The organism is Thermomicrobiales bacterium (genome assembly GCA_023954495.1).
Taxonomy (GTDB): domain Bacteria; phylum Chloroflexota; class Chloroflexia; order Thermomicrobiales; family CFX8; genus JAMLIA01.
In genome coordinates, this window is record JAMLIA010000033.1 from 1 (window position 1) to 19,438 (window position 19,438).

A 19,438-nucleotide genomic window follows, 5' to 3' on the forward strand; every position below is an offset into this window, starting at 1 on the left:
TTGGCGTGTCGTCATGGCCTGTCTCCTGACCGTTAGTTGTCCAGCGCCGGATTGAGTGGTGCGGCATCCAGCGGCACGACCGGCGCAACGCCGCCAATAGGTAGAGCTGGCATCTCGCCGCGCAGCCCATCGCGGATTGCGGCCGTGGCCGACGCAAGCGGCTGGCGCTCGAACGCCTCCCGATAGTGGGGGGCGAGGTCTACGAAGCTGTCATCGTCGGCCAGCCGCCAGTAGCCCTGCCATTCGCCAACGACGAGGTACGCATCGCCGAACTCGGTGCGCTCGTCGTGATCGAGGAAGAGTAGGAAGCGGTCGCCGGTTGCCAATTCAGGCTGACCCATCCGATCGGTGCAGCCGCCGGGAATCTCGCCACCCGGCTGCCGGATGGTGACGGTCTCCAGTGGCTGCCCACGGACGAACGACTCGACCCGGACATCGAAATCGGTGTGGAACGGCAACTGTGCCGCGCGTGGGTCGGGCGTCGTTGGGTGTGCGCGGATCACCTCGCCGATAACGATCTGGTCCGACGCCCAGGCAAGCGAAGCGATGTCGGAGATCTGGGCGAGCGAAACGCCGGTAATGATGCATTCACCATCCTGCAGATCGATGTCAAGTGGTGTCGTGGCCGGCGCTAGCGCCGCCCCAACTCCATTTTCGGACTGCACTTCGGTGGCAGCCTCTCCGCATCCGGTGATGAATAGCAGTAGTCCGAGCAGCAACACTATGCGAGTTGTCATCGTCGCACTGCCCACCTTTGGCTATCGCATGCGGTGATGAAGTGGTTTGCTGACCTTCCGAATGACATCGTTCTGCCCGATCACTCTTCGACCACATGCAAATTGATGCACGCGTGCGATGCAAGTATCATATGAAGCGTTATCAGGCATTGTCTACGCAAAGTTCGCCATTGGAGCACTATCTTCTTGTTCACTGTCGCATCCCTCAATGTGTTGTGGGCATAAGATTGACTGATTATTCGGGCCGACAGCCAACTCATTATTCTGTCGTCTTGAGGCCGCAGCCAAAAGATCCCCCACCCGTTCGATGCAGTCCAACGCGGGAGAGATCTTTCGCGTGCGCGCTCAAGATGACAGGCTTCGGGAGTGGCTGCCGCGCCAACGTGCTCGCCACTCTGACACTGACAACCCACTCAAGCGTTTGCAGATGAGCGTGGCGCATAATCACCGTGCCTCCTTCCCGGCTTGACTCAGGCGGTACGATCGTCCCTTCCGGGGTGGTGGTGGCATTGAGCGGATGGAGATGCGGTGGGTAGTGCGCACGACCTGATCGTGACGGCTTCGGCGGTGCTGGTGGCCTGCGTCGTTGTGCAGGTGCTGGCCGGGCGGACAAAGATCCCGTCGATCCTGCTCTTCCTCGGCGCGGGTGTGCTGTTGGGGCCGATCGGCTTCGGGCTGATCGCGTCCGACAAGCTGGGGCCAACGCTGGAAGCGGCGATCAAGATCTCGGTCGCGATCATCGTCTTTGAGGGCGCGTTCTCGCTGGAGTGGACCTACCTCCGCATCGTCTCGAAGGTCGTCCGCAACCTCATCACGCTCGGCGCAGCGATCACCGTCGCGGGTGGGGCGCTGGCGGCGCACTACATCGGCGAGTTGAGCTGGGAGTTGGCAGCGCTGTTTGGCGCGCTGGTCATGGTGACCGGTCCGACCGCAATCGGGCCGCTGCTGCAGCGCGTGCGTGTCACCGGTCGAGCGCGTGCAACGCTCTCCGGCGAGGGCGTCATCATCGACCCGATCGGCGCGATCGTGACGCTGATGCTGTTCGAGATCCTGAATGCGCCGGACGAGAGCTTGCGTGATGGCGCGGTCTGGGCGCTGCAGCGCATCGGGTTCGGCGCAGTGTCCGGCGTGGTCGGCGGGTTGTTACTGCTGCTCTGGATGCGGCGCTTTGTGCCAGCGCAGGGGCAGGTGGCGCGTATCTCGCTGCTGGCCGGTGCGGTCGCGATCTTCGCCGTGAACGACAGCATCATGACCGAATCGGGGTTGACTGCCGTTGTCGTCGCCGCCATCCTGCTGGGCAACGCCAGGTTCCCGCACCGCGAAGAGGCACACCAGTTCAAGGGCGATATCACCGCGATCGTCATCGCTTCGGTCTACCTGCTGCTGGCGGCGACGCTGCATCCGGAGGATCTCACGCGGCTGGGTTGGCGCGGACCGGCGACGGTGCTGGTGATGATGGCAATCGCTCGACCGCTGGCTGTTTTCATTTCGTCGATCCGCTCGCCGCTGAGCTGGCGTGAGCGCACGTTTGTCGCAGCGATTGGGCCTCGCGGTGTTATCGCTGCGTCGATGGCAACCTTCGTCACGCTGCGCATGCGCGAGACCGACCCTGAGGGCGCGGCGGCGCTATTGGGGCTGGTCTTCCTGATGATTACGATGACGATTGCTGTGCAGGCGACCTATGCCGACTGGATTGCGAACAAGCTGGGGGTGAGACCGATGGGAGTGCTGATCGTCGGTGGCGGGCGAGTTGGGCTGATGCTGGCTGAGCGATTGGTGTCGGCCAACGAGGATGTCACGATCATCGAGCTGGACAACGAGCAGGCGGAGCTGGCGCGCAAGACCGGCGCGCACGTGGTCATTGGCGACGCGACGATTCCGGCGGTGCTGGAGGAGGCCGGCATCGAGTACGCCAGCACTGTCGTGGCAACGACGCAGTCGGACAAGGACAACCTGCTGGCCTGCCAACTGGCCCGTACGCGCTATAGCCGCGAGCACGTCGTCTCGCGCGTGACGGATCCGGAGACGCTGCCGAGCTTCCAGGAGCTTGGCATTCGTGCGATGAACCCGGCGGCAGCGACGGCGATGATCCTGTCCAACCTGGTGCGCCGTCCGGGCATCTTCAGCCTGCTGTCCGGCATTGCCGAGCAGGACGACGCCGACGTCAGCGAGGTCGTTGTTGGGAACGAGGAGATCGCCGGGAAGCAACTGCGGGAGCTGGACTTCCCCGGCGACAGTCTGGTGCTGCTGATTCGGCGTGGCGGGTCGCGGCTGATTCCGCATGGCGGTTCGACCCTCGCGCCGGGCGATGTCGTGACGATTGTCGGGACGAACGGCGCGACGGGCAAGGCGGCGGCGATGCTGGCCGGGCGCAGTCGCGTCGGCGGCTAGGCGGTTTCCTCGTTGGCCCGGTTGTGTTGTTCACGCAGGTAGGTCATGCAGCGCTCGAACGTGGCACCGTCGATCAGGTCCGACGAGTGATAGTAGTTGAGCATCGTCTTCAGCCGCAGGATCGGCATGACGTTGTAGCCCAGCTCGTGCAGCCGCTCGATGCCGCCCTGCTCGCGGTCGATCAGGACGATCGCGTCGCGGACTGCCATGCCGGCATCCTCCAGCCGCTCGGCGGTGGAGAGGATCGAGCTGCCGCCGGTCATCAGGTCGTCGATAATCAGCGCCGACTGGCCAACGAGGATGCGGCCTTCGATCACCGGCTGGACATCATGATCCGCATTCCGCGACGGTCGCAGATAGATGAGCGGTGTTTCGCTCTCCAGCGCGTAGGCGGTGGCGATGTGCAGGCCTCCCATCGGCACGCCGGCGACGGCTGCGAATGAGTGGATGCGCGAGCGGCGGCGAGCCTGGTCGGCTTGAATCTCGGCGTGGATCAGTCGCGCCACGCGCCGTAGCATTGCCGGCTCGCTGATCAGAACACGCGGGTTGATGTAGATCGGCGACTTTCCGGCAGTTGGCCCGAGGTCAAATGAGCCGAACTGCACGCCGCCCAGATCGAACAGCGCCTGTGCCAGATCGAGATTGGAATCAACGTCCACCAGCACCCGTGCTGCCCCCTTCTCCGCTCGTCAATCCCACCGCATCCAGTCGCAAAATGCTCGACCGGTCCCCTTGCGCGGCAGGACGTGTCATAACGACGCAGGGTACCACGCGAGGCTACCTGACGCTATGCCGCGCTATCATAGTGCGTGTGAACTAGTTGGCATCTGGTTGGGATGTGGCGCATGCGCACAGTCGGAGCATTTGAGGCGAAGACGCACCTGTCGAAGCTGCTGGATGATGTCGAGTCCGGCGAGACGATACTCATTGCCCGGCATGGCCGGGTGATTGCGCGGCTATCACCGGCGGAGCAACCGGGGCGGCGCGCTGTGGCGAACCTCATTCGGTCGTGGGAGGCGTATCGAGATAGCGAGGGCATCAACCTCGATGGCCTGACGATCGACGAGCTGCTTGCCGAGAGCCGCAGCGAGTGACCTTTGTGCTTGATGCCTCAACGACGCTCGCCTGGGCATTTGTTGATGAGGATAGCGAGACGAGCCGAGTGGCTCTGGATCGTCTGCAGGAAGCGACAGCTGTCGTGCCGGTGATCTGGCTGATCGAGGTAGCCAATGCCCTGCTGGTGGCCGAGCGACGCGGACGGCTGACCGCCGACCAGTCGGCGCGCTTTGTCGAGTTCATCAGCGGCCTGCCAATCGAGGTTGATACCGTTGGGCTGGAGACGGTGTTCGATCGTGCGTTGCCACTTGCGCGCGTGCTTGGTTTGTCCGTATACGATGCGATGTATCTGGATCTTGCCCGTCGCGATCGGGTGCCACTTGTCACGCTGGATCGGCGGCTGGCTGACGCGGCCCGCCGGATGGGCGTGCCGCTGCTGGAAGAGACTGTTGCATGAACTACCGCGAAGCGATTCGCTGGATTATCGACCGGGCGGGCTATGAGAAGGGCTTCGTCGCTAATCCATTCATTGGCGATGACGTGGCCGCGCTCGGGCTGCGTCGCACGGCGGCGTTGCTCGATGGTCTCGGTAATCCAGAGCAGACCTATCCGATCGTCCACATCGCCGGGACGAAGGGCAAGGGCTCGGTCAGCGCGACGGTCGAGGCGCTGGCACGTTCGGCCGGCAAGCGCACTGGTCTCTACGTGACACCACACCTGCACACCTTCCGCGAGCGCATCCAGATCGACGCCCAGCCGGTTGACGAGGCGGAGTTCGCGGCACTAGCCGACGTGCTGGAGCCCGTCGACCAGGCAGTTCGCGAATCCCAGCCGGAGATCGGCGAACCGACGGCGTTCGAGGTCGCGACGGCGATGGCGCTGCTGGCGTTTGCCCGCGCCAAGGTGGAGGTCGCCGTCGTTGAGGTCGGCATGGGCGGTCGGCTGGACGCAACGAACGTCGTCACCCCCGCTGTCTGCGCCATCACCAGTATTTCGCTCGACCACACCGCCATCCTCGGCTCGACGCTGAGCGAGATTGCTGTAGAGAAGGGCGGCATCATCAAACCGCAGCGCCCGGTTGTCGTCGGACCGCAGCAGCCGGAGGCGTTGGCAACCCTGGAGCGCATCACCGCCGAGCGCGACTCGCTGCTGCTGCGCTGGGGTGTTGACTGGCAGGCCGGGCCGGACGACCACGGAGCGAGGCTCGAAGGTCCGTGGGGCGACTGGCGTGATGTCGAGCTGGCGCTGGCCGGGCCGCACCAGATAGAGAACGCCGGCACGGCGCTGATGACCGCCTGGCAGCTTGATTCGGGCATCCTGGCCGATGAGGATCGTGCTCGCGCCGCGTTGGCATCTGTTCGCTGGCCGGGGCGCTTCGAGCGTGCAGGCAGCGCGCCGGACATCTATGTCGATGGCGCGCACAACGCCGATTCGATCGCCCGGCTGGTCGAGACGCTCGCGTCGCGCGTCACTCGCCCACCGATCGTGATCCTCGGCATCAGCCGCGACAAGGATCTGGACGGCATGCTGGCGGAGCTGGCAACACTCCAGCCGCGCCTGATCGCCACTGCGTCGCACAACCCGCGTGCCGCCGAGCCGGCGAGGATCATTGCGGCGGCGGCGAAGCAGGGTCTAGCGGCTGAGGATGGCGGCGATGTCGATGCCGCGCTTGCTCGGGCGCGGGCCGAGGCTGATCCGGACGATCTGATCGTTGTGACTGGCTCGCTTTATGCGGTCGCTGAGGCACGTGAAGCACTCGGGCTGGCTAAGACGCCGACCTACGAACGGGCGCTGCTCTACACCTGACCAATTGCTCAGTTGACGAATAATCGGATCGGTTCTACGATACGGTTACGATGCGTACGTACATACGTCTGGCGGTGTCGTGGGGGCATCGCTGCGTGGCGTTTGGTGCGCATGTCGGTTCGCCGTGGGTCGTCTGCTGGCTCATGGTATTGGGGTAGCGCGGCGGGAAGTCGCCGAACTGGGGGTGACGCGCGTGAGTAGTCGTGCGAAGAACGCGAATATCGCCGACACGGGGGGCTTCGAAGCGACGCTGGATCGCTTCTTTCGGTTCCGCTCAATGGGATCGAACATGCGGACGGAGATGTTCGCTGGCCTGACGACCTTCATCGTCATGTCCTACATCATCTTCGTCAATCCACAGATCCTGAATCTGCCGGACGGCACCGGGCTCCCGATTCAGGCGACGACAACCTCAACCTGTCTTGTCGCTGGCGTCATGACGATCATCATGGGGCTGTACTCGAACCGGGCGTTCGCGATTGCTCCCGGCCTCGGGTTGAACGCGATCGTCGCCTTCACGCTCGTTCTCGGTGAGGGACTCACCTTCCCGCAGGCGATGGGCGTGATCGTGGCCGAAGGTATCCTGATCACGGTCCTCGTCCTTGTCGGCCTGCGGCGCTACGTCATGGACCTGGTGCCACTGGAGTTGAAGAAAGCCATCTCGGTCGGCATTGGTCTGTTCATCCTGTTTATTGGTCTGGTCAATGGTGGGATCGTGACGACTGGTGCTGGGACACCGCTGGCGCTCGGCAACCTGCGTGGTCTACCGGTGCTGGTGACAGCGATTGGCCTGGCGATCACGATCGCGATGCTGGCGCGCGGCTATCGTGCCGCGATCCTGATCGGCATCGTTGCGACGACGGTCATCGCCATCATACTGGAGGAGATCCTGAGCACCGGCCAGTTCGGTCCGGGCGTGGCGCAGGTTCCGACCACCTGGATCGATACGCCTGACTTCAGCCTGCTGGGCGACTTCTCGTTCAGCTTCTTCTCTCAAATGGGTATTGGTGTCGCCATTCTCACCATCCTCGCGATTATGATGGCCGACTTCTTCGACACAATGGGAACACTCGTCGGCGTCGGCAGCCAGGCCGGCTATCTCAATGAGAAGGGCGAGCTGCCGGACGCGCAGAAGCCGCTGCTGGTCGACTCGGTCGCGGCCATCGCTGGTGGCGCGGCATCGTCCTCGTCGGCGACGACCTACATCGAATCTGCGGCGGGTGTTGGCAACGGCGGTCGTAGTGGACTGGTCGCTGTCGTCGTTGGCATCCTCTTCCTGCTGGCCATGCCGTTCGCCCCGCTGGTCGGCGTTGTGCCGACGCAAGCGACCGCCCCGGCCCTGATCGTCGTCGGCTGGATGATGACCAGCGTGCTCTCTGATCGCGAAGAGGTCAACTCTGAAGGTCGGACCGTCCGCACACGCGGTATCGACTTCAGCGACATCGAAGTCGGTCTGCCGGTGCTGGCGGCGATGATCATGATGCCGCTGACCTACAACATCACCAACGGCATCGGCGCAGGCTTCGTCGTCTGGACGCTCGTGAAGGTCTTCCGTGGCAAGGCGCGTGAGGTCCATCCGACGCTCTACGTCGTCAGTGCCGCCTTCCTGATCTACTTCCTGCGCTCATATCTCGGGGTTCACGCGTAAGAGCGGCCCTCACCCCCCCCGTCCCCTCTCCAACGCGTTGGGAGAGGGGGTGTCCTTGGCTGATAAATTGTGGACTGCACCCCAAAAGACCGAACCACCGTCAGCAGTGAACTTCAGCTGCTGGTCGTAGACTGACGGCCAGCGCAGGAAGGATGAGACGATGGCGAATGGACGGGTTCATAGCCGGGAGTTCAAGCTGCAGGTGGTGCGCCAGATCGAGGATGGCGAGAAGGTCCAGCACAGGTCTGCCGGAACACAACCTGAGTGACGGCCTGGTCTGGCGCTGGCGACGGGAGTATGCCGCATCGTGCAGCCGCCTTCCTCGCAGGAGCAGACGGGTTCAGCCACGCTGGAGCAACGCATCGCCGAGCTGGGCGCGGTTCTGTGGGCAACTGGCGCTGGAGAACCAGGTGCTGCGTGGGCTCGCCAGCGCTCGCTCGCGGAACGACACGCCATGATCAGCGCTGCGCAGACAACCCACCCACAACTCTCGATCCGTCAGCTGTGCGCGCTCTTCGGTGTCGGACGCACCTGGTATTACACGCAGCCGACCGAGCCAGACAGCCAGACTGTGGCGCTCCGGGTGGCGATCGAGACCATCATCCTGGCCTTCCCCGGCGCATCGCCGTGTCACCAAGCAGCTCCAGCGTGATGGTTGGACGATCAATCACAAGCGCGTCTTACGGGTGATGCGCGTGAATCCTTGTTGCGTCAGCTCAAACGGCACTTCGTCGTGACGACGGATGCGACCCATGCACTGCGGCGATACCCGAACCGGATCCGGGATCTGACATACGTGCGACCCAATCAGGTCTGGCAATCAGACATCACCTACATCCGATTGCCAGCAGGCTTTGTCTACCTGGCCTGCATCATCGATAGCTATTCACGGCGCTGTATTGGCTGGGCGCTCTCACGCACGATCGACACCGCGTTGGCACTGGATGCCCCGGAGCAGGCACTCCAGACGCGGCAGCCTGCGCCGGGACTGATCCATCAGTCTGATCAGGGCGTGCAGTATGCCAGCACAGCCTATGTGGCGCGGTTGGAGGAGGCGGGTTCCGCAATCAGCATGACGAGTCGTGGCAACCCGTACGAGAATGCCAGGGCTGAGAGCCTTCTTCAAGACGCTCAAGACTGAGGAGGTGAACACCAACGCGTACCAGTCGATCGAGGAGGCTGTACAATCTGGACCACTTCATCGAGGACGTGTACAACCACAAGCGGTTGCACTCCAGCCTCGGCTATCGGTCGCCTGCTGAGTTCGAGGTGACCAACGCAACGACCGTAACCTCTCTTGATCGTGGTTCGCTATTTGGGGTTCACTCCATTGGCTGCCGCTTCTTGCTCCTCTCCTTTCGCAGGGGAGAGGCTGGGAGAGGGGTTTGTCCCCGACCAGTACCCGTTCAGCACTGCACCCAACCGCCCCAACACAGGACACCCCTCTCCCAACGTTGGGCGGGAGCCCTCTGGGCAGCGGCGGGGGTGAGGGCCGCCCTGGTGGCATCATGTCCCGCACAACTCGGGGGGATGATGAGAGGGGAAGACGCATGGGGTTTTACGACCGAGGCAGCCTGGCGTTGGTCAATGGGCGCTTGTTCACTGACCCTGCGCACCCGCGCGCGACAGCGCTCGGCATTCATAACGGCCTGATCTGGCTACGTCGGTGATGATTTCGATGATGCGCGGGCGGCGGCAGGGGCCGGGCAGCAGTCATCGACCTGGAGGGTCGGACAGCGACGGCGGGGCTGATCGACGCTCACATGCACCCCTACATGTACGCCGAGCAGCTCCTCGGAATCGACCTGTTCAAGCCGAAGTCGAGCGACGAGATATGCTGGCGATCGTCCGTGAACGTGCTGCGACGCCGACTAGCGAGCCGATCTCCGGCTAGCTGGGCTCGTCCTATCTGGAAGACGAGCGTGTGCCGACGCTGGCTGAGCTTGACGCCGCCGCGCCGAATCACGCTGTCATCCTGCGGCATCGCCCGGGACACGAGATGCTGGTCAATAGCGAGACGCTGCGCTGCGTTGGTTACTGACGTTTGTCGTCCGATCCGGTCGGTGGCTATCTGGAGCACGACGCCGATGGTGAGCTGACCGGCCGACTGGTCGAGAACGCGATGGACCTCGGTGCATGGCCTGCGCCCGCCGCTCTCCCCGGAGCGCTACGACACGCTGCTGCGCGCGGTGTCTGACAAGCTGCTGTCCTATGGCACGACGTCATCGACCGAGGCGAACCTGAACGACTCCGGTCAGTTCGCCGGTTATCAGCGCCTGGCTGCCAATGGAGACGATCCGCGTGTGCGCTTCAACCTGATGCTGGACCACTGGACGATGCTCGACCCGCTCTCGGCGGTTGGCATCGGAACCGGGTTCGGTGATCGCTGGCTGCGCTGCGGGGCGATCAAGTTCTTCATCGACGGCACCGAGGGGATGTCGACAGCGAAGATCTCCGAGCCGTTCAAGGACGACCCGACCAACACCGGCATGTGGATGTTCCCGCCTGAGGAATATCGCGAGCGCGTTCTACGCGCGCACGACGCCGGTTGGCAGTGCGCCACCCACGCGATCGGTGACGCCGCGATCGAGCTGGTGCTGGATGTCTACCGCGAGGCACAGCAGCGCAATCCGCGCCCCGACCTGCGCCACCGCATTGAGCACGCTTCGTTGCTGCGCCCTGACCTCGTCGAGCGCTTCGCTCAGGAAGGCGTTGTGCCGGTTCCCGGCGCGCGCTTCGCATCAAACGACTATCAGGTGCTGATCGAACGCTTCGGCCCTGAGCGTGTGCGCTGGTACCAGCCGTGGAACTCGCTGCTTGAGCGCAACGTACCGGTGGCCGTATCAAGTGACGCGCCGGTGCAAACCGCCGACCCGGCCCGCAACCTCAAGGCGATCGTCACCAGCCGCGCCGAGCACGACCGCGACCTGACGATGCAGCCGGAAGAGCGCATCGGTCTGGATGAGGCACTGCTGGCCTACACCGTCAACGGCGCTTTCGCCAGCAACCAGGAGCACCTCAAGGGCGCGCTGCGCGTCGGACTCCTCGGCGACGTCGCCGTCTTCAACACCGACATCTTCGCCGTCGATCCGTTGGATCTCGACACCATCGTCGTCGACCTGACGGTCGTTGATGGTGTGGTGGCGTATCGGCGGTAGAGACCTCACCCCCCAGCCCCCTCTCCCGCGGGGAGAGGGGGAGTTCGTGTGTCAAAGCAGGTTGGTCGTTCCTCGCTCCTCTCCCTTCGCAGGGGAGAGGCTGGGAGAGGGGTCTGCCAACCGCAATCGCTTTGGACCGACACCCATCCACGCCATTCCCATGACACCCTCCCTCTCCTCGCGGGAGAGGGAGGGCCGGGGAGGGTGAGGTCCCTTACGGCCCGCCGAACCTCGGGCCTGGTTGCTGGTTCAGTTGAGTACCAACAGTCTTCGGAATGGCGTTCGTCGGGATGCCGCGGATGGCTTCGACTTCCAGGCCCCATTCGAGGAGGTTACTGACGTCGTAGTACCAGTTCTCGCCGTCGTCGCGCATGACGACGGCGATGACGAAGCGCCCGTCGCGTTGGGCTGCGCCAGTCAGGCAGAAGCCTGCGTTGTCAGTGAAGCCGGTCTTGCCGCCGATGACATCGTCACGGATGGCGTACATCTGGTTGTGGTTCCAGATGTCGTAGCCGTCGGCGTTGATTGACGGCGTCTGCATGACATCGCGGATGACCGGGTAGTTCAGCGCGGCACGCAGGATGATCGCCAGATCGAACGCGGTCGAGTAATGTCCCCACTCGTCGAGGCCGTGCGGGTTCATGTAGTGCGTGTCGCGGAGCTGATACTCCTGCGCCGTCTGGTTCATCAGGTCGACGAAGTTCTGGACGGCAGCTTCCGGCGTCGTTGCGCCGCGTGACTCGCCGATCGAGCGCGCGATGGCGTGCGCGGCATCGTTGCCGGAAGGTAGCAGCAATCCATAGAGCAGGCCGTGCAGGCTGATCGTAGTACCGGCGATCAGACCCATTGACGCTTCGCCGACGATGTCGGACTCGTCAATGAGGACCTGCGCATTCAGGTCGCCGTAACGCACCGCGACGATCGCCGTCATCATCTTCGTCGTCGAGGCCATTGCGTAGCGCACGTGCGCGTTCTTGTCGTAGAGAACTTCGTTGTAGTCGGACAGGACGACGGCACTCTCAGAATAGGTGCCCGGCGAATCCGGCTCTTCGACAGCCGCAGCCGGGCTGCTCGCCGAGATCAACGAGAGTGAGAGCGTCAGGGTTGGAATGAGGCAGAGGCTCAGCAATAGCCGAGCTACCCAGCCACGCCGTCCGGCGTTCGTTTTCCCCACAGTACAGACTCCGCCAGCCGTCGGGTCGGTGGTCACCGCCACGGTGCCTTCGGGGAGTTTACGTATCTGACAGCGGTTCAGACAACTCCGCCGATCCGTCGAGCGCCAATACATACCACGCGTCGCCCACCTGCTGATCGCCGACCTGCGTCGGTTCGAGCCGCAGGAGCCGGAAGCCTTCTCGCTCGTAAAATGCGCGACCGATGTGGTTGTCGGCGAAGACGTTGACCAGCATCTCCCCCGCACCAGACGCCGCTGCATCACGACGTGCCTGAATCAGCAGCTGCTTGCCGATGCCGCCACGCCGAGCGCCCGGGTCGACGTACAGGCGCGTCAACTCAACCTGTTGGCCATCGACTGGCTCGAGCGTCAGGAATCCGGCAACGCGGCTGTCGATCTCTGCAACGAGCGTCAGACACTCCGAGTGGCGGACGATCTCGGACAGGCGAGCAGCAGACCAGAAATGGCCATCGAGATAGGCGCGGCGGTTGCGCGGCAGGACGAAGTCGGCATATGTCGTTTCCCAGCCGACGATGCCGAGCTCTCGGAGTCTCGGGACGTCTTCAGTCCGCGCCGGTCGGATGATCAACGGGCCTCCTGTCTCTCGCAGCACACCCGCTGCGACACTGTGCTATTGTCGCAGACGCATTCTGTGGCGGGTTTCTGGAGGATGACGTGGACGACGCTGCGCCTGGACAGTTGCTCATGCACGCGACCCAACCATGTCGACATAACAGCAAGCGCATTGACGTGTCTGCCAGAGTGGCGGCAGGGTGAGCGATCGCGCCGTATCGCCGCCTCCAGTTGCCATTGCCGCCGGCAGCATCTCGCTGGCAGCCGTGCTGGGCTGGATTACCTACGACTTTGCGAACACCATATTCTCGCTGAACGTCGTCTCGCGGTACTTCGGGCCGTGGATCCTTGACCGTGGGGCGAGCGATCTGACGCTCGGCGCGGTCATCGCTTTTTCGGGCCTCATCGTCGCGCTGGTGTCGCCACTGCTGGGTGCAGTCTCCGACCAGCTGGGGCGGCGCATGCCGCTGCTGATCGGCTGCACCCTGGCCTGTGTCGCAGCGACGGTAGGGCTTGGTCTGGTTGGCTCAGTCTGGTCGGCGTTGCTCCTCTTTGCGCTGGCGAACGTCGCCTATCAGGCCGGGCTGATCGTCTACGATGCGCTGCTGCCGGTCGTCAGTCGGACGGAGAATCGCGGACGAATCAGCGGATTCGGCGTCGGTGCCGGCTATCTCGGTGCCGTCATCGGGCTGTACCTCGTCCAGCCATTCGCTGGGGAAGGTGATGAGCGCCAGGGCGCGTTCATCCCGACGGCAATGCTCTTTCTGCTCTTCGCGCTGCCCGCCTTCTTCTTTATTCGGGAACGTGGCGCGCGGCGGGGACGCGTGGTGTGGAGCGCGGCTCGCGGTGTGTTTCGGCAGCTCCGCAAGACGGTCGATCACGCTGGTCGCTATCCGGATCTGCGGCGATTTATCCTGTCGCGCTTTCTCTACGCCGACGCGATGAACACGATCATCGTCGTGATGGCAATCTATGCCGAGCGTGCGGTTGGGATGAGCGATGCTGGCATCGACTCTCTGCTGGCGCTCTCGATTGTCTTTGCGGTCTTCGGTGGTTTCGGAGCCGGTTTCTTTGTCGAACGCTGGGGGCCGCGTCGCGTGCTCGGCGTGGTGCTGATCGGCTGGCTGGTGACGCTCGGGCTGGCGATGGTGATGACCAGCGTCACCCTGTTCTACGGCATCGGGCCGATGATCGGCATCCTGCTCGGCGCGACCTGGACATCGGATCGTGTTGTGCTGACGCGCCTGGCCCCGGCAGAGCACATCGGCGAGTTCTTCGGGCTCTACGGCCTGGCCGGCAAGCTGGCCGGAGTCGTCGGCCCGCTCGTCTGGGCAGCAACGGTTGAGGTCGCCCGCTACGCCGGGATGGGCCACAGCGCCTATCGGGTGGCGGTTGGTGTGCTGATGCTCGCCATTCTGCTGGGATACCTCGGTCTGCGGCCTGTCCGGGACGACAGAGCGGTCGCGACAATCGGCGCGTAGATCTGCAGATGCATACCTGCGCCGTGCGTCTGTGAGGTCGCCGCGATATGCCCCGGTGTGGTATGTCATTATGCGCAGTTACGCAGGCGATGTTGGTCCTGTTGATACAGGCAGCCAAATTGCGGCGGAGTGCGTATAGTGAGACAAAGCCCACCTCGTGGGGGTTGATGGGCTGTTCGTCTCAGTCTGACGTATCGACGTATATCTGCAGATCCCTGCTTCGCTCGGTGGTGGTGGAATACGTCGTGCGAAAGTCGAGCGACCGGGTATTTCGTGCAGTGCAGCATGGCTACCTGACGCACAAAGGAGGTGGTTCGTCGCTCAAATGACGCCGCTGCGCCCGTGACATGGCGCAGTTTATTCGCCACGCTCTCGGGGGGCGTGGCACCCGCGAATTTCAGCCGACAACATGCGATTGTCTGACCGACGCTACATTGCAAGGCGTCCTGAGATGTCACGTTGCCGGAAGTAATGCGGGGGAATTCCGCTCGTGATGGCGAGTGCCATTGCGACCTGTGTGTTCCATTGGATGGAGGAGTGTTTTGCAACACATGCCCAAATGGCTGCGCTACGCCGGGCTCCTCATGCTCATCGCGCTGGTCATGCCGCTGATTATGGCCTGCGGCGGCGACGATGGGGATGATGCAACGTCGACGACGGAAACTGTCGCGACTGAGCCGGCTGCAGCTGCAACCGAACCTGCCGAAGAGGCGACTGAGCCACCGGCCGAGGCCACTGAGCCAGAGACCGAGGCGTCTCCGGAAGCTACTGAAGAGACTGTGGCTTCACCGGAAGCCACCAGCCCGACCGGCACCGGCACCGGCCGTGTTGAAGGCGGCGATCTGACCTTCGGACAGACCCTTGAGGCAGTTAGCAGCGAGGGCGGCACCGTTATCGAAGGTTCGATCTCGGACATCTCGTCGGTCATGCCGATCGTTATCGACGACGATGCCTCGGGCGATTTCGCGTCGCTGATCTTCGAGAGCATGATCACGATCAACCCGTTCACCCTGGAGCCGGTCGGCGCGCTGGCCGAGGCCTGGGAGTCGAACGAGACGCTGGATGTCTGGACACTCTATCTGCGTGATGGCGTGACCTGGCAGGACGGCGAGCCATTCACCGCCAACGATGTCAAGTTCACCTACGAGCTGCACATGAACCCGGATTCGGGCTCCAGCTACACGTCGGACATCTCGAGCAAGATCGCCAGCATCGATGTTGTCGATGACCTGACCGTGCAGTTCAACCTGAACCAGCCGCTGGTCGACTTCCTGGCCGACCTCGGCGTCTACGCGATCATCCCGGAGCACGTCTGGGCTGACACCGCCGCTGCCGATGTGAAGTCGGATGGTGGCGCAACTGGCCAGGATCCGTCTCGCGTTGTTGGACCCGGTCCGTTCATGTTCAAGGAATGGATCACCGGCGATCACGCGACTGCGGTCCGCTACGATGACTACTGGGGCGGCGCTGCCGCGCTGGACGAGTACATCTACAAGGTCGTTCCCGACCAGGCCGCCGGCGCGCAGCAGCTGAAGACTGGTGAGATTGACTTCTTCCAGGGCTTGCCGCCGTCGTCGACCACGGAGTTTGAGGGCACCGACGTCGACGTTGTCGCCGCCGATCGCCTCAGCTTCACCTTCTTCGGTTACAACATGGACCCGGCGCGCGATAACGTCTTCCAGGACGTCGCAGTTCGCCAGGCGCTCATCTACGCCCTCGACCGCGAGGCGATGGTGGATGAGATTCAGTATGGCTACGCACAGGTTGCCATCGGTACCATGCCGCCGCTGTCCTGGGCCTATAACCCGGATGGCATCGACCTGCAGTTCCCGTACGATGTCGACAAGGCCAACCAGCTCCTCGATGAGGCCGGCTGGGCGCTTGGCTCGGATGGTGTCCGCGCCAAGGACGGCAAGAAGCTCGAGTTCACGATGTACACCAACGCGGGCAACAACGTTCGCGAGCAGTACCTCGTGGCTGCCCAGGAATACTGGAACGAGATCGGCGTCAAGATGACCCCGCAGCTTGAGCCATTCCCTGAGCTGGTCGACCGCGTCACCGAGACGCACGACTTCGACATCTTCCTCCTCGGCTTCGGCTGGAGCGCCACGCCGGATCAGTCGGCGATGTTCTCCACCGATGCCTACAACGGTGGCTTCAACTTCGGCATGTACTCCAACCCTGAAGTTGATGATCTTCTGGCGCAGGCGCTGTCGGAGCCGGATCAGGACAAGCGCATCGAGCTCTACACCCAGATGCAGAATCTGGTGCTGGCCGATGCTCCGGTCGCGATCCTCGACTTCCCGCAGATGCCAACTGGTGTCAACCAGCGGCTCCACAACGTGTTCCCCAGTGACATCAACGTCTACTGGAGCGTGAACCAGTGGTGGGTCGAGCAGTAGACCCCACGTCGGATCGACTCGGGAGGCGGGCGTTGTCCCGCCTCCCACGAGTCAGCGAGATGTGAGTACGGCGGGACGGGCGAAAGCTCGTCCCATCGTGCATCTTGCGCAGTTCACAGGCTGATTTACCATTGTGAACATGGCACTCGGTACGGAACGGGGAACTGCCGGACGGCTGCTGCAAGGGTGAACCGCGGATTCGGGTTGTTCTTGCAGCAGCTGTAGGCAAGTGAATGCATCACCCTGGGTGTGCTTTGACCGTTGGCGTACGGCTTAGGGGAAAGGGCCGGCCGATGGGGCGATTCATCATCAGACGACTTCTCCAGACGATCCCACTCATCATCGGGATCACCATCATCACGTTCGCGATCGCGAACCTTGTCCCAGGAAGCCCTGTGACCGGGCTCGAGTTCAACCCACGCGCACGACCCGAAGACATCGCCCGCATTAAGGAGAGCCTGGGCCTCAACGACCCGCTCTACCAGCGCTACTTTGTCTGGGCTGGCAACGTGCTGCGCGGCGATCTGGGACTGTCGCTCAAGAACTATCGACCAGTTCGGCAGCAGATCATGGAGAAGGTTTGCCGAACACGCTGCTACTGACCGGAACGGCGCTCCTGCTGTCGCTGATCATCTCGATACCAATCGGAGTGTATTCGGCAGTCAAACGCAATTCAGCATTTGATAATGTGGCAACGGCCGGCGCGGTCGCAGGGTTCTCGATGCCGACATTCTGGCTCGGCATCATGCTCATCATTGTCTTCGCCGTGAAGTTCAGAGAGTGGGGCCTGCCGTCGTTCCCGGCAGGTGGCGCATATGACTTACGCGGCGGTGGTGGGTTCTGGGACCGCATTCATCACCTGATCTTGCCAGCCTTCGCGCTGGCGTTTGTGCAGACCGCTGCCTGGACACGCTACATCCGCTCACAGATGCTGGAAGTGCTCAGCCAGGATTACATGCGGACTGCCACGGCGAAGGGTCTGCATCAGAAGGCAGTCATCTTCCGCCACGGTCTGCGCAACGCGGTGTTGCCGCTGGTGACCTTGCTGGGTATTGCCATCCCCGACCTGTTTGGCGGCGCGCTGATTCTCGAAACGGTATTCAACTGGCCCGGTATGGGTTTGCTCGCCTACAACTCGGCGCTTGGCAAGGACTACCCGATGATCATGGGAATCACCCTGTTCGCCGGAACGCTCGTCATCCTTGGCAACCTGATCGCCGACGTCTGCTACGGCATGCTCGACCCGCGGATTCGATTGGAGTAGTGCGTGATGGCTTCTCCGAATCGATTCTGCTTGCGACAAAAGGAGTAGACGAGTGAGCTCGGTCGAATCCACTCCGGACACCACAACAAGCGGGGCCACGGCGGCGTCTCGCTCGACATTCGAATCAGTTGGCAAGCCGCGTACCTATCTCGGCATGGCCTGGCGGCGCTTTCGCCATAACAGGATGGCGATGGTTGGGCTGCTGTTCGTTATCCTGATGATCCTCATTGCGCTGGCCGCGCCGCTGGTCGCCAAGCACATCACCGGGCATACGCCGAACGCCCAGAATCTGCGCTTGAAGTTCTCGGGCCTGAATGAAAATGGCTTCCTGCTCGGTTCCGACAACCTTGGGCGCGATACCGCCACGCGCCTGGTCTACGGCGCGCGCGTCAGCCTGGCCGTCGCCGGCCTGGCGATGCTCTTTGCGATCACGATTGGCGCAGTCGTGGGCGTCGTTGCCGGCTACTATGGCGGCCTGACTGACACGCTGCTGATGCGTTTCGTCGATATGATGCTGTCGATCCCGACGCTGTTCCTGCTGCTGCTGGTCGCGTCGATGTTCTCACTCAGCCCGGTCATGCTGGCACTCGTCATTGCGGCTGTGTCGTGGGTGACGTTGTCGCGACTTATTCGTGGCGAGGTGATGTCGGTCAAGGGTCGCGATTACATCGAGGCGGCGCGCGTCGTTGGTGTTGGCGACCGCCGGATCATGTGGCGGCACATTCTGCCGAATGTCCTGCCGGTCGTGATCGTCTGGGCATCGCCGACGGTCCCGGCACTAATCCCCGTCGAGGCGTCGCTGTCCTACCTTGGTCTCGGTGTTCAGCCGCCGACGGCCTCGTGGGGCAACATGCTCTCGCAGGCGCAACTCTCCTACACGCAGTCGATCCTGGTTGTCTTCCTGCCCGGTCTGGCGATCTACCTCACCGTCTTCGCCATCAACCTGGTTGGTAACGGCCTGCGGGATGCGCTGGACCCGCGCCTGACGGACTGACATTCCACGCACGGAAAGCGACAGGGTGGTAACTACGCCACCCTGTCGTTGTGTCTCAGGTCAGATTCGCGCGCCAGGCCGACCAGTTCCACGAGCCGAGGTGGACGACCCGACTGGTGCCGTAGTCGACGACCTCCAGGTGGTTCGCCTGCGTGTGCTTTGGTAGTCCCCGTGTCGCCTGCCAGGTGTCGCCGTTGTCGCGGCTGAACCAGGCACCGCCCCGCCCAGCCAGAAGCAGCACGACCGGATCGCGTGCGGGGTCGATCGCGATCGCCTCATTCGTCGTGCCGGCTGGTCCGTTGACGACTTCCCAGTTGAGCAAATTGGTCGAGCGTAGCAAGCGTTGCCCGGCGAAGCAGAAGCCCAACCCACCGCCGGCCAGCACAATGCGCCGGATGTAGACGTTGCCCAGGCCGGCTGGTAGCGGCAGCTCGTCGACGGTGCCGGTCGCCACGTCCAGGCGGTACAGGTGCGGCCCGGTGGTGCTGACGATGATCCAGCGACCGTCGGTCGTCGCGATGCCGCCAATGTCGAACGGTACGGTGCCGAGCTTCTTCCAGTAGAAGCGTTCGTTGGCCGGGTTGGTCGCCGATCCTTTATCGAACATGCCGTAAACGTCGCCGGTAGCCGGATCGTCTCCGGCGATTGCGATCAGATTCGTGGTGCCGGGGTCTTTCAGTTCGGCCACGGCACGCGCGCGATGATCGGTATGTACTTGGCTGCCGGCCGGATAGCCGGGTGGCTCGAGGGGACC

General features: G+C 63.2%; 18 protein-coding genes. 13 read left to right on the forward strand and 5 right to left on the reverse strand.

What is annotated here, in order from left to right:
* Positions 1-32: 32 nt before the first annotated feature.
* Positions 33-737, reverse strand: a complete 705-nt coding sequence (locus M9890_08215; protein MCO5176935.1) for a hypothetical protein — start codon at positions 735-737, stop codon at positions 33-35.
* Positions 738-1,265: 528 nt separating this feature from the next.
* On the opposite strand from M9890_08215, the gene M9890_08220 reads away from it, so the two are divergent.
* Positions 1,266-3,128, forward strand: a complete 1,863-nt coding sequence (locus tag M9890_08220) for a cation:proton antiporter (protein MCO5176936.1) — start codon at positions 1,266-1,268, stop codon at positions 3,126-3,128.
* On the opposite strand, the gene M9890_08225 is transcribed toward M9890_08220, so the two are convergent.
* Positions 3,125-3,793 (reverse strand): phosphoribosyltransferase, encoded by a 669-nt coding sequence (locus tag M9890_08225; GenBank protein ID MCO5176937.1) that lies wholly within the window; start codon positions 3,791-3,793, stop codon positions 3,125-3,127. The genes M9890_08220 and M9890_08225 overlap by 4 nt on opposite strands.
* 180 nt (positions 3,794-3,973) lie before the next feature.
* Here M9890_08225 and M9890_08230 point away from each other — a divergent pair, with 180 nt between their 5' ends.
* The 7 genes from M9890_08230 (at position 3,974) to M9890_08260 (ending at position 10,796) form a co-directional block, all read left to right on the forward strand.
* Positions 3,974-4,222 (forward strand): type II toxin-antitoxin system prevent-host-death family antitoxin, encoded by a 249-nt coding sequence (locus M9890_08230; GenBank protein ID MCO5176938.1) that lies wholly within the window; start codon positions 3,974-3,976, stop codon positions 4,220-4,222.
* Entirely contained in the window at positions 4,219-4,641 is a 423-nt protein-coding gene (locus M9890_08235) for a type II toxin-antitoxin system VapC family toxin (GenBank protein ID MCO5176939.1), read from the forward strand. Before M9890_08230 ends, M9890_08235 begins: the two co-directional genes overlap by 4 nt.
* Entirely contained in the window at positions 4,638-5,990 is a 1,353-nt protein-coding gene (locus M9890_08240; GenBank protein ID MCO5176940.1) for a bifunctional folylpolyglutamate synthase/dihydrofolate synthase, read from the forward strand. Before M9890_08235 ends, M9890_08240 begins: the two co-directional genes overlap by 4 nt.
* A gap of 193 nt (positions 5,991-6,183) precedes the next feature.
* The gene (locus M9890_08245; protein ID MCO5176941.1) at positions 6,184-7,638 is read left to right on the forward strand and encodes an NCS2 family permease; all 1,455 of its coding nucleotides are present in this window, start codon (positions 6,184-6,186) and stop codon (positions 7,636-7,638) included.
* Between the two features lie 307 nt (positions 7,639-7,945).
* Positions 7,946-8,290, forward strand: a complete 345-nt coding sequence (locus M9890_08250) for a hypothetical protein (GenBank protein ID MCO5176942.1) — start codon at positions 7,946-7,948, stop codon at positions 8,288-8,290.
* Positions 8,291-8,434: 144 nt separating this feature from the next.
* A complete protein-coding gene (locus M9890_08255; protein ID MCO5176943.1) occupies positions 8,435-8,779 on the forward strand; it encodes a DDE-type integrase/transposase/recombinase in 345 nt (114 codons plus the stop codon).
* A 991-nt stretch (positions 8,780-9,770) separates the two neighbouring features.
* A complete protein-coding gene (locus tag M9890_08260; GenBank protein MCO5176944.1) occupies positions 9,771-10,796 on the forward strand; it encodes an amidohydrolase family protein in 1,026 nt (341 codons plus the stop codon).
* 214 nt (positions 10,797-11,010) lie between these two features.
* Here M9890_08260 and M9890_08265 read toward each other — a convergent pair whose 3' ends face one another.
* Both M9890_08265 and M9890_08270 read right to left on the reverse strand, forming a co-directional pair.
* The gene (locus M9890_08265) at positions 11,011-11,970 is read right to left on the reverse strand and encodes a hypothetical protein (protein MCO5176945.1); all 960 of its coding nucleotides are present in this window, start codon (positions 11,968-11,970) and stop codon (positions 11,011-11,013) included.
* Positions 11,971-12,028: 58 nt separating this feature from the next.
* Positions 12,029-12,559 carry a GNAT family N-acetyltransferase gene (locus M9890_08270; GenBank protein MCO5176946.1) on the reverse strand — a complete coding sequence of 177 codons (531 nt, stop codon included), beginning with the start codon at positions 12,557-12,559 and terminating at the stop codon, positions 12,029-12,031.
* A gap of 184 nt (positions 12,560-12,743) precedes the next feature.
* Between M9890_08270 and M9890_08275 the strand changes: the two genes are divergently transcribed.
* From M9890_08275 to M9890_08295, 5 genes are all read left to right on the forward strand, one after another.
* Positions 12,744-14,024 (forward strand): MFS transporter, encoded by a 1,281-nt coding sequence (locus tag M9890_08275; protein ID MCO5176947.1) that lies wholly within the window; start codon positions 12,744-12,746, stop codon positions 14,022-14,024.
* Positions 14,025-14,575: 551 nt separating this feature from the next.
* Positions 14,576-16,426: an ABC transporter substrate-binding protein gene (locus M9890_08280; protein ID MCO5176948.1), complete on the forward strand. Its 1,851-nt coding sequence runs from the start codon at positions 14,576-14,578 to the stop codon at positions 16,424-16,426.
* Positions 16,427-16,719: 293 nt separating this feature from the next.
* Positions 16,720-17,028 (forward strand): hypothetical protein, encoded by a 309-nt coding sequence (locus M9890_08285; GenBank protein MCO5176949.1) that lies wholly within the window; start codon positions 16,720-16,722, stop codon positions 17,026-17,028.
* Entirely contained in the window at positions 17,007-17,690 is a 684-nt protein-coding gene (locus M9890_08290; GenBank protein MCO5176950.1) for an ABC transporter permease, read from the forward strand. Before M9890_08285 ends, M9890_08290 begins: the two co-directional genes overlap by 22 nt.
* Before the next feature lie 52 nt (positions 17,691-17,742).
* Positions 17,743-18,684: an ABC transporter permease gene (locus M9890_08295; protein MCO5176951.1), complete on the forward strand. Its 942-nt coding sequence runs from the start codon at positions 17,743-17,745 to the stop codon at positions 18,682-18,684.
* Between the two features lie 55 nt (positions 18,685-18,739).
* Here the strand turns inward: M9890_08295 and M9890_08300 are convergent, their stop codons facing one another.
* Entirely contained in the window at positions 18,740-19,372 is a 633-nt protein-coding gene (locus M9890_08300) for a hypothetical protein (GenBank protein MCO5176952.1), read from the reverse strand.
* Between the last annotated feature and the right edge of the window lie 66 nt (positions 19,373-19,438).